Below are 12,062 nucleotides of genomic sequence, written 5' to 3'. Positions count from 1 at the left end.
CCCGCCCGCGCCCCTGCGGCGCCCGGCCGCCCCGTCCCGTGGGTCCTCTCGGCCCGTACCCCGCAGGCACTGAGGGACCAGGCCACCCGATTGGCCGCGCAGGTCGACCGTGACGAGGACCCCGTGAATCCGGGCGCGAGCGACCCCGCCGAAGTGGCGTACGCGCTCGCCCGGAGGTCGTCCTTCGACCACCGTGCCGTACTGGTGGGCAAGGACCCCGCCGGGCTGCGCGCCGCCGTACGCGCCCTCGCCCGGGGCGAGTCGGCCGAGGGAGCCGTACGCGGCCACGCGGCGGCCCCCGGACGGATCGCGTTCCTCTTCACCGGACAGGGCAGCCAGCGGGTCGGCATGGGGCGGGAGCTGTACGCGCAGCACCCCGTCTTCGCCGCCTCCTTCGACGCGAACTGCGCGGCGCTCGACGCCCACCTGGCCGGACACGCGCCCACCCCGCTGCGCGACGTCGTCTTCGGGGACCCGGACGCCGGTGGGACCTCCACCGGCGCCCGCACCGACAATGAGCTGGACCGCACCCTGTACACCCAGCCCGCGCTGTTCGCCCTGGAAGTGGCGCTCTTCCGGCTGCTGGAGTCCTGGGGCCTCCGCCCCGACGTGGTGGCCGGCCACTCCGTGGGCGAGCTCGCCGCCGCCCATGTCGCCGGAGTGCTCGAACTCGCCGACGCCGCCGCGCTCGTCGCCGCCCGGGCGCGCCTGATGCAGACGCTCCCCGAAGGCGGGTCCATGGTCGCGGTGGAGGCCGACGAGGACGAGGTGCTGGCCGAACTCGAAGGGCTGGAGGGCGCCGTGGGCATCGCGGCGGTCAACGGCCCCAAGGCCACCGTGATATCGGGCGTGGAGAAGGAGGTTCTCGCGACCGCCGAACGCTTCCGCGCGGGTGGCCGCCGCACCACCCGGCTGCGCACCAGCCACGCCTTCCACTCCCCGCTCATGGACCCGATGACCGGAGAACTCGGCGAGGTGGCAGCGGGTCTGGCCCATGTGCCGCCCCGCATCCCCCTGCTGAGCGCGCTCGACGGCGAGTACTTCACCCGCGAACGGCCGCTGACGCCCGACTACTGGGCGGCGCACGCCCGGGGCGCGGTGCGCTTCCTCGACGTCGCTCGCCGCCTGGAGCGCGACCGAGCCACCGTCTACGTGGAGCTGGGCCCCGACGCGGTCCTCACCGCACTGACCCAGGAGGCCCTGCTCGACGCTCGCCCCGAGGGCACACCGCCACCCGCCCTCGCCCCGGTACTGCGTCGGGGCCGCCCCGAGCCGGAGTCCCTGCTGACCGCGCTCGGCGTCGCCCACGCCCGGGGCGCCGAGGTCGACTGGAGCGCGGTCCTCGGCCTGAGGGGACCGCGCCGGGTGGACCTGCCCACCTACCCGTTCCAGCGCAGCCGCCACTGGGCGAACGCGCCCGAACTCCCCGCCCCATCCTCCGTGCCGGCGGGTGACGACCGGTTCTGGAAACCCGTGGAGCACCAGGACCTCGGCACCCTCGCCGACACGCTCGGCATCCTCGAACCGGCACACCGCGAGGCGCTCGGCACCGTTCTGCCCCGGCTCGCCTCCTGGCGGAACGAGCGCGGACGGGCCGCCGAGGCCGACGGCCTGCGGTACCGGGTGCGCTGGCAGCCCGTACCGGACCAGCCCGCACCGCGGACCGGACCGGCCCGCTGGCTGCTCCTCCTGCCGGCCGGGCCCTCCGGTGGCGAGCGCCCGTACGACACCTGGGCGCCGCTCCTGGAGAAGGCCCTCACCGGCAGCGGAGCCCGCGTCGACCGGGTCCCGGTGGCGGACCTGCGGGCGGACCGCGACACCTTCGCGAAGCTCCTCGCGGAGGCGACCGGACGGGCCCCGGCCGAGCCGGTGACCGGGGTACTGTCCCTGCTCTCGCTCGACCACGACACGGACCCCGACCTGCCCGCCCTGCCGCGCGGCACGGCCGCCACCACGGCGCTTCTCCAAGCGCTGGAGAGCGCCGGGACCGGGGCCCCGCTCTGGGCTCTGACCCGGGGAGCGGTGACCACCGGCACCGGCGACCGGTCGGCCGACCCCACCGGCGCGCTCGTCTGGGGACTCGGCGTGATCGCCGCTGTGGAGAGCCCCGTTTGGGGCGGACTCGTCGACCTGCCCGAGCGAGCCGACGCCCGCGCCGCCGGCCGGGTGCTCGCCGCCCTCACCGGAGGCCACCGGGAAGCCGAACTCGCCGTCCGGCCCGAGGGCCTGCTCGCCCGGCGCCTCGTCCCCGCCCCCCTGGAAGCCGCCCCCGGCGGCCGTAGTACCGGCTGGACCCCCGCCGGAACGGTCCTCGTCACCGGAGGCACCGGTGCACTGGCCCGGCACACCGCCGCCTGGCTGGCCCGCAAGGGCGCCCGCCATCTGCTGCTGGTCAGCAGGAGGGGCGGCGACGCGCCCGGTGCGGACGCCCTGCGCGACGAACTCACGGCGCTGGGCGCCCGGGTGACCTTCGCCGCCTGCGACGTCTCCGACCGCGGAGCGCTCGCCGGAGTACTGGCCGCGGTGCCCGCCGAACACCCGCTGACGGCGGTCGTGCACACCGCCGCCGTCCTCGACGACGCCCTGATCGACGCCCTCACCCCGGAGCGGGCCGACCGGGTGCTGCGGGTCAAGGCGCTCGGCGCCCGCCACCTGGACGAACTCACCCGCGAACTCCCGCTGTCGGCCTTCGTTCTCTTCTCCTCCGTCACCGGGATCGCCGGCACCCCCGGGCAGGGCAACTACGCCCCGGGCAACTCCTACCTCGACGCCCTCGCCCACACCCGCCGCGCCGCCGGGCTCCCCGCCACCTCGGTCTCCTGGGGCCAGTGGGCGGGCGACGGCATCGCCGGCGACGAAGGAGCCCACCGCAACGCGCGGGGCGGGCTGCTCCCGATGGACCCGCACATCGCCGTCCACGTACTCGAACAGGCCCTGGACCGGGACGAGACCCACCTGGTGGTCTCCCGCGCCGACTGGCAGACCCTGGCCGCGGCCCGCTCCCATCCGCTGCTGGCGGAACTGACGACCGCCCCGGCGGACGCCGGTGCCGACTCGCCCGAAGAGCCCGAACGGATAGGTCTGGCAGCCGAGTTGGCGGGGGCCGCGAGCGACCAGGAGCGCCACAGGCTGCTGCTCCGCTTCGTGACGACACAGGTCGGCGAGGTCCAGGGCGGCAGGCCCGCCGGTTCGGTCGAGATCCACCGGGGCTTCAAGGAACAGGGCTTCGACTCCCTCACCACCGTGGAACTGCGCAACCGGATCAACCGCCACACCGGCCTGAACCTGCCGACCACCGCGGTGTTCGACCACCCCACCCCGTACGCGCTCGCCGAGCTGCTCCACGAACGACTCGTCCCAACGGACCGGGAGGAGCAGGGTGCCGTACGCGAACTGGGTTCGCATATCGACCGGTTGGAGGCGCTCTTCGCGGCCCTGCCGCCGGACGGACCCGAACGCGAGAGGGCGGCGGCCCGGCTGACGGCACTGGCGGCGACCGGCCGCCATGAGCCCGAGCCGGCCGGGAACGACCACGGAGACGTGGCCGCAGGTCTCTCCTCCGCAACCGACGACGAACTGATGGATTTCATCGGCAAGGAACTCGGCATCTCGTAAGGCGTGTCCGGCGTCCGGCGGCTGCCGTCCGGCGACTGTTCGCCGGACGGCGCGAAACGCCACGCGGCCCGCCTCCCGCCACGACGCCACGACGCCACGACATGCCGCGACACGTCACGACGCCCACGCCACGACTCACGACCGACCGCCCGGCCCCGGGCGTTCGGCCCACTGCCTGACCCGCTCGGCCTTTTCCAGCACCGGGCACTCCGCACGAAGGGTGGATTCATGAACGACAGCCGGATGCGGTATCTCCTGGAGCGGGTCACCGCCGAACTCCACGAGACCCGCCAGAAGTTGCGCGACGCCGAGGAAGGCGGCCAGGAACCCGTCGCCATCGTGGGCATGGGCTGCCACTTCCCCGGCGGAATCGACTCCCCGGACGACCTGTGGCGGCTGGTCTCCGAGGGCGGCGACGTGGTGGGCGACTTCCCCGACAACCGGGGCTGGGACACCTCGGCCCTCTTCGACGCGGACCGGGACCGCCCCGGCACTTCCTTCACCCGGCGAGGCGCCTTCCTCGCGTCCCCCGGCGACTTCGACACCGACTTCTTCGGCATCTCGCCCCGCGAGGCACTGGCCACCGACCCCCAGCACCGGCTGCTGCTGGAGACGGCCTGGGAGACGTTCGAGCGGGCCGGCATCCGGCCCGACACCCTGCGGGGGAGCAGCACCGGCGTCTTCGTGGGCAGCAACGGCAACGACTACGCACCCCCGGTCGGAGCCGTTCCCGAGGACCTGGAGGGCTACATCGTCGTCGGCAACGCGGCGAGCGTCGCCTCCGGGCGGATCTCCTACACCTTCGGGTTCGAGGGCCCCGCCGTCACGGTCGACACGGCCTGCTCCTCGTCCTCGGTCGCCCTTCACCTGGCCGTACGGTCGCTGCGCTCCGGCGAGTGCGATCTCGCGCTCGCCGGCGGGGTCACCGTCATGACCACCCCCTCCACCTTCGTGGAGTTCTCCCGGCAGCACGGGCTCGCGGCGGACGGCCGCTGCAAGGCCTTCGCCGGTGCCGCCGACGGGACCGGCTGGTCCGAGGGGGCGGGGCTGCTGCTCGTCGAGCGGCTCTCCGACGCCCGCCGCCTCGGTCACCGGGTGCTCGCCGTCATCAGAGGGACGGCCGCCAACCAGGACGGCGCCTCCCACGGACTGACCGCGCCGAACGGCCCCGCCCAGCAGCGCGTCATCCGACAGGCGCTCGCCGACGCCCGCCTGACCGCCGGGCAGGTCGACGCCGTCGAGGCGCACGGCACCGGCACCACCCTGGGCGACCCCATCGAGGCGCAGGCGCTGCTCGCCACCTACGGCCAGGAACACACCGAGGAAGCCCCTCTGTGGCTCGGCTCGGTCAAGTCGAACATCGCCCACACCCAGGCCGCGGCGGGGGTGGCCGGCGTCATCAAGATGGTGCAGGCCATGCGGCACGGGGTCCTCCCGAAGACCCTGCACCTGGACGAGCCGTCCCCGCACGTCGACTGGGCGTCGGGTGCCGTGTCCCTCCTCGCCGACCACCGGCCGTGGCCGGAGACCGGGGAGCCGCGCCGCGCGGGTGTGTCCGCCTTCGGCATGAGCGGCACCAACACCCACATCATCCTGGAACAGGCCCCCGGACCCGCGCCCGCCGAGGCCGGACCCGCGGAAGATCCGGCAGGCGAGCCGCAGGACGGGGCCGAGCCCGCCGCCGTACCCCTGCTGCTCTCCGCGCGCACCCCCGCCGCCCTCGCGGCGCGGGCCGCCGACCTCGCCACGTACCTGCGCGGCACCGGAACGGACACCGCCACCGTCGCCCGTGAACTCGTCGCGGGACGGGCCGTGTTCGAGGAGCGCGCCGTCGTCGTCGGCTCCGCGGGCGTGGAGTTGCTCGCGGGGCTCGACGCCCTCGCCTCGGGCGAATCCGCGCCCGGGCTGGTACGGGGGACGGCCGCCGGGGGCGAGCGCCGCACGGTGTTCGTCTTCCCCGGCCAGGGCTCCCAGTGGACCGGCATGGCCCGCGAACTCCTGGACAGCTCAACGGTGTTCGCCGACAGCATCGAGGCGTGCGCCCGGGCACTGGAGCCCTGGACCCACTGGTCGCTGACCGACGTACTGCACGGGGCGGAGGGCGCACCCGCCCACGACCGGGTGGACGTCGTACAGCCCGCGCTCTGGGCCGTGATGGTCTCCCTCGCCGAGCTGTGGAAGTCATACGGGGTGCGCCCCGACGCGGTGATCGGGCACAGCCAGGGCGAGATCGCCGCCGCGTACGTCGCCGGGGCCCTGACCCTGGAGGACGCGGCCCGGGTGGTCGCCCTGCGCAGCCGGGCGATCGGCGCGCTCTCCGGCGGAGGCGGCATGGTCTCCGTGGTGCTGCCGCTGCCCGAGGCCGAGACGGCCATCGCCCCCTGGGGCGGGCGCATCTCGGTGGCGACGGTCAACGGCCCCACCGCCGTGGTGGTCGCCGGTGAACCCACCGCCCTGGACGAGTTCATCGCCGCCGCCGAGCGGGACGGTGTACGCACCCGCAGGGTCCCGGTCGACTACGCCTCCCATTCGGCTCAGGTCGAGACGATCCGCGAGGAGCTGCTGACCGCCCTCGCGCCGGTCGCCCCGCGCGCCGCGACCGTCCCCCTGCTCTCCACGGTCACCGGCGACTGGCTCGACACGACCGCGATGGACGCGACGTACTGGTACACCAACCTCCGGCAGACCGTCCTGTTCGAACCGGCCGTCCGTAAGCTGCTCGCCGAGGGCCACGACGTGTTCGTCGAGGCCAGCCCGCACCCCGTGCTGACCTCCGCCGTACAGGAGACCGCCGAAGCGGCGTACCCCGGCGTCGAAGCCGTCGTCACGGGCTCCCTGCGCAGGGGCGAGGGCGGCCCGGTCCGCTTCCTCACCTCGCTGGCCGAGGCGCAGGTCCACGGCGTCGCCGTCGACTGGAGCCCGGCGCTCGCAGGAGCGCGCCCGGCCGCCTCGGGCCCGGACGACCTGGCCGGCCTGCCCACCTACCCCTTCCAGCGGCAGCGGTTCTGGCTGGAGAGCACCACCGCTCGGGCGGCCGACGTCCCCGGGCTCGGCCTGCGCGCCGCCGGGCACCCGCTGCTCGGCGCGTCGCTGCGGCCGGCCGAGGGCGACGGGCTCCTCCTGACCGGACGCGTCTCCGTCCGCACCCACCCGTGGCTCGCCGACCACACGGTGCTCGACCGCGTCCTCCTGCCCGGCACGGCCCTGGTGGAACTGGCCGTACGGGCCGCCGACGAAGCGGGCCGAGACACGGTCGAGGAGCTGGTGATCGAGACGCCCCTCGTGCTCCCGCCCGACGAGGCCCAGCAGATCCAGGTGGCCGTGGCCGCCCCCGACGAGGACGGCCGCCGCGCGGTGAGCGTCCACTCCCGCCCCCAGGACGCGACGGACGGCGAGGGCTGGACCCGGCACGCGACCGGATACCTCTCCCGTACGGCAGACCCCGCGCGGTCCAAGGCAGCGCCCGGCGACTGGCCGCCGCCGGGGGCCACCGCGCTCCCGCTGGACGGCGTCTACGAACGGCTCGCCGATTCCGGAGTCGCGTACGGGCCCCGCTTCCAAGGGCTGCGCGCGGCCTGGCGGCTCGGCGAGGAGGTCTTCGCCGAGGTCGCGCTCGACGGTGAAGAGGAGTCGGCGGCAGGAGAGTTCGGTGTGCACCCGGCCCTGCTCGACGCCTCCTTCCACGCGGCGTCCCTCGGCGCCTTGCCACGGACCGGCCCTGACGAGGTGCTGCTGCCGTTCGCCTGGAACGGCGTGCGGCTCCACGCCTCGGGCGCGACGGCCCTGCGCGTACGGCTCGCGCCCACCGCCGACGGTGGACTCTCCCTGGACGCGACCGACCCGGCGGGTACCCCGGTCGTCTCCATCGACTCCCTGGTGTACCGCCCGGTGGCGGCGGCCCGGCTCACCTCCGGTCCTGGGGCCGTCGAGCCGCTGTACCGGCTCGGCTGGACCCCGCTCCCGCTCGCCGCGCCCGCGTCGGGGCCGCTCACGCTCCTGCGGCCCGAGGGCGCCGGGTCGCGGTACGCGGACCCGGACACCTTCCTCCGGTTCCGCGATCCCGCCGAGATCGCCGCCGCCGTCCGCGCGGGCGCGGGCCCGTCCGGGCCGGTCCTCTACGAAGTGCCCGCCGACACGAGGCCGGAAGACGGGACACCCCCGCCGGTGCGCGCGCGGGGGACCCTGGACCAGGTGCTCGCCCTCGTCCAGGAATGGCTCGCCCACCCCGAACTGGACTCCCTGCCACTGGCATTGGCGACCACGGGCGCGGTATCCGCCGACGGCGGGGCGCCCGACCTCACGACGGCCGCCGTCTGGGGTCTGCTGCGCTCGGCACAGTCCGAACACCCCGGCCGCTTCCTGCTCGTCGACACCGAGCGCGTCGAACCGGGCGCGTCACCCACCGCGTCCGATTTGGCGACCGCACTCGCCACCGCCGTCGACACGGGCGAGACACAGCTCGCGCTCCGGGCCGGCACCGCCCACGCCCCGCGGCTCGTCCCCGTCCCGAACACATCCACCCAGTCCACGAAGGCTTGGCGCTTCGGGCCGCCCGAGGGAACAGTGCTCGTCACCGGCGGCCTGGGGCTCCTCGGCAAGCTGGTGGCCCGCCACCTCGTCACCGAACACGGAGTGCGGCATCTGCTGCTGACCGGCCGACGCGGCCCCGCCACGCCGGGCGCCCCGGAGTTCGTCGCCGAACTCACCGCGCTCGGGGCGGAGGTGACGGTCACCGCCGCCGACGCGGCCGACCGGGACGCCCTGCGGGTCGTACTGGACGGCATCCCGGCGGCCCATCCGCTCACCGGGATCGTGCACGCGGCAGGGACCCTGGACGACGGGGTCGTGGGCTCGCTCACCCCCGGCCGGCTGGACACCGTGCTGCGCCCCAAGGCCGACGCGGCGTGGAACCTGCACTCCCTCACCCGGGACGCCCCGCTCTCCGCGTTCGTGGTGTTCTCCTCCGCGGCGGGCGTCCTCGGCGTCCCCGGCCAGGGCAACTACGCCGCCGCCAACACCTTCCTCGACGCCCTGGTGGCGTACCGCAGGGCCCACGGCCTGGTCGGGACGTCCCTCGCCTGGGGCCTCTGGGAGGAGAGCGGCGAGCTGACCGCCCACCTGGACGACACCGCCCACCGGCGCAACGCCCGCCACGGGACCCGTGCCCTCACCACCCGCGAGGGCCTCGCGCTCCTCGACGCGGCCGGAGCGGCGGATCACGCGCTCCTCGTACCGGTCGCCCTGCTGCACGGCGCCGAACCGGGGCAGATCCCGCCGGTCCTGCGGGACGTCGTGCGGACCCGCAGGCCGGTCGCCCGCCGTGCCGCCGCAGTGTCGGGTTCCAGCCTCGCGGCACGGCTCCTCCCGCTCGGCGCGGCCGAACGCGAGGAGCTCCTCGCCGACCTGGTCCGGGCGGAGGCGGCGACCGTGCTCGGGCGAGCCGACCGCGACTCGATCACTTCGGGCCGGGCGTTCAAGGACCTCGGATTCGATTCGCTGACCGCCGTGGACCTGCGCAACCGGCTGGGTGCGGCGAGCGGTCTGCGGCTGTCGCCCACGCTGGTCTTCGACCATCCCACCCCGCAGTCGCTGGCGCGCTTCCTCCTCGCCGAACTGCTCGGCGACCACCCGGGGCCGGCGGCCCCCGCCCCCGTGACCGCACCGGCCGCCGACGCGGACGACCCGGTCGTCATCGTCGGCATGAGCTGCCGGCTGCCGGGCGGAGTGGCCTCGCCCGACGACCTGTGGGACCTGGTCTCCCAGGGCGGGGACGCCATCACCCCGTGGCCCGGCGACCGGGGCTGGGACAACGAGAACCTCTTCGACGCGGACCCCGACGAGCCGGGCCGCACCTACACCCAGCACGGTGGATTCCTGCACGACGCCGCCGAGTTCGACGCGAGCTTCTTCGGCATCTCGCCGCGCGAGGCGCTGGCTACGGACCCGCAGCAGCGGTTGCTGCTGGAGTCGTCCTGGGAGGCTTTCGAGCGGGCCGGGATCGCCCCGGACTCGCTGCGCGGCAGCCGCACAGGCGTCTTCGTCGGCGTGATGTACAACGACTACGCCTCCCGACTGCGGGAACTGCCCCCGGAGTTGGAGGGGTACCTGCACAACGGCAGCGCGGCCAGCGTGGCCTCGGGGCGCATCTCGTACACGTACGGGTTCGAGGGTCCCGCGGTCACGGTGGACACGGCGTGCTCCTCCTCGCTGGTGGCGCTCCACCTCGCGGCGCAGGCACTGCGCTCGGGGGAGTGCGACCTCGCGCTCGCCGGCGGGGTCGCCGTGATGGCCTCGCCGTCCGGGATGGTCGCCACCTCCCGGCACCGGGCGTTCGCCCCCGACGGCCGAGTCAAGGCCTACGCGGCCTCGGCGGACGGCACGAGCTGGGCGGAGGGGGTCGGGCTGCTGCTGGTGGAGCGGTTGTCGGACGCGCGGCGCCTCGGTCACCGGGTGCTCGCGGTGGTGCGTGGCTCAGCGGTGAACCAGGACGGTGCGTCGAACGGGCTGACCGCGCCGAACGGTCCCGCCCAGCAGCGTGTCATCCGCCAGGCACTGGCCACCGCGGGCCTCGCCCCGCACGACATCGACGCGGTGGAGGGCCACGGCACCGGAACCACCCTCGGCGACCCCATCGAGGCCCAGGCGCTGGTGGCCGCGTACGGCACCGGGCGACCCGAGGACAGGCCGCTCTGGCTCGGCTCGCTCAAGTCCAACATCGGCCACACCCAAGCCGCCGCCGGAGTGGCCGGGGTCATCAAGATGGTGCAGGCCATGCGCCACGGCGTGCTGCCCAGGACGCTCCACGTCGACGCCCCCTCGCCCGACGTGGACTGGGCCACGGGCGGGGTACGCCTCCTGACCGAGGAGCGGCCCTGGCGGGCGGACTCCCGGCCGCTGCGCGCGGGCGTCTCCTCCTTCGGCGTGAGCGGCACCAACGCGCACGTCATCCTCGAACAGCCCGGCCCGGCGGACACACCCGCGGACGTTGTCGCCCTCCCGGAGCCCGCTCCGGCCGAGGCCGGCCCCCCGTTGCCCTGGGCGCTCTCCGGCCGGACCCCGCAGGCCGTGTCCGACCAGGCCGCGCGCCTCCTGGAACTGCTGGACCGCCCGGACTCCGCCCCGACCGCCGAAACCGCCCACGCGCTCCTCGCCGACCGCTCGCACTTCGACCACCGGGCGGTCGTGGTCGCCCAGGACCGCGACGGACTCACGGAGGGCCTGCGCGCCCTCGCGAAGGGCGAACCCGCCGGGAACCTCGTCCGGGGAACCACGGCCGAGGGCACCCGTACGGTCTTCGTCTTCCCCGGCCACGGATCACAGTGGGCCGGAATGGCCCGGGGGCTGCTCGACACGGCACCGGCCTTCGCCGCCCGCGTCGAGGAGTGCGCCCGCGCACTGGAACCGCTGGTCGACTGGTCGCTCCTCGACGTCCTGCGGGAGGTCCCGGGCGCACCCGGCCTGGACCGGGTGGACGTGGCCCAACCCGCCCTGTGGGCGGTGCTGGTGGGGCTCGCCGCCCAGTGGCAGTCCTACGGCGTACGGCCGGACGCGGTGGTCGGGCACAGCCAGGGCGAGGTGGCCGCCGCCTGCGTGGCGGGCATCCTCACGCTGGAGGACGCCGCCCGCATCGTCGTCGAGCGCAGCCTCGTCCTGGCCGGCCTCGTCGGGAAGGGCGGCATGGCCTCCCTGGCGCTGCCCCTCGCCGAGGTCGAGCGCCGGATCGCGGCCTGGCCCGGACGGCTCTCGGTGGCGACGGTCAACGGCCCCTCGGCCGCGGTGGTCGCCGGGGACGAGGCGGCACTCGACGAGCTGCTCGCCGAGTGCGAGGCACGCGGCGAGCGCGCCCGACGGATACGGGCCGCCACCGTCGCCGGACACTCGCCGGTGATCGACGAGGTGAAGGACGAACTCCTCGAACGACTGGCGTTCGTCACGCCCCGCGAGGGCGGGATACCTCTCTGGTCCACGGTCACCGCTCAGCTCGCCCGGCCCGGCGAACTCGACGCGGAGTACTGGTACCGCAACATCCGCCGGACGGTGCGGTTCGCCCCCGTCGTCGAGGACTTGCTGGCCGACCGCTACACGGTCTTCATCGAGGTGAGCCCGCATCCGGTGCTCACCGGCAGCATCCAGGACACCGTGGACGGGGCCGGCGGCGCCGACGTGGCGGTCACCGAGACCCTGAGGCGGGACCACGGGGGACTCGACCGCTTCCTCACCTCCGCCGCGGTCGTCCACGCCCGCGGAGTACGGGTGGACTGGTCCCCGGCGTTCGAGGGCCGACGGGCGGCCAAGGCGGAGCGCGTGGACCTTCCCACGTACGCCTTCCAGCACCGGCGTTACTGGCTGGACGCGGGTACGGCCGCGGCCGGGCCGCTCGCCGTGGCCGCGAGCGGGGCATCCGGCCCCGCGAGCGACCAGAACGGCGCGGACCAGGAAGAGGTGGG

2 protein-coding genes are annotated in these 12,062 nt (G+C 75.1%); both read left to right on the top strand.

Translation table 11 applies throughout. From position 1 onward, the window contains the following. A partial coding sequence (locus ACWD3D_RS24840; protein WP_451463012.1) for an SDR family NAD(P)-dependent oxidoreductase occupies positions 1-3,615 on the top strand: 3,615 nt, incomplete at its 5' end. A 228-nt stretch (positions 3,616-3,843) separates the two neighbouring features. Further along, on the top strand, positions 3,844-12,062 hold an 8,219-nt coding region (locus ACWD3D_RS24835), incomplete at its 3' end, for a type I polyketide synthase (RefSeq protein WP_451463011.1).

This window comes from Streptomyces sp. NPDC002690 (genome assembly GCF_053592415.1).
Note: the sequence above shows the minus strand (reverse complement) of the source record. Positions and strands in the feature narration are given on the sequence as shown.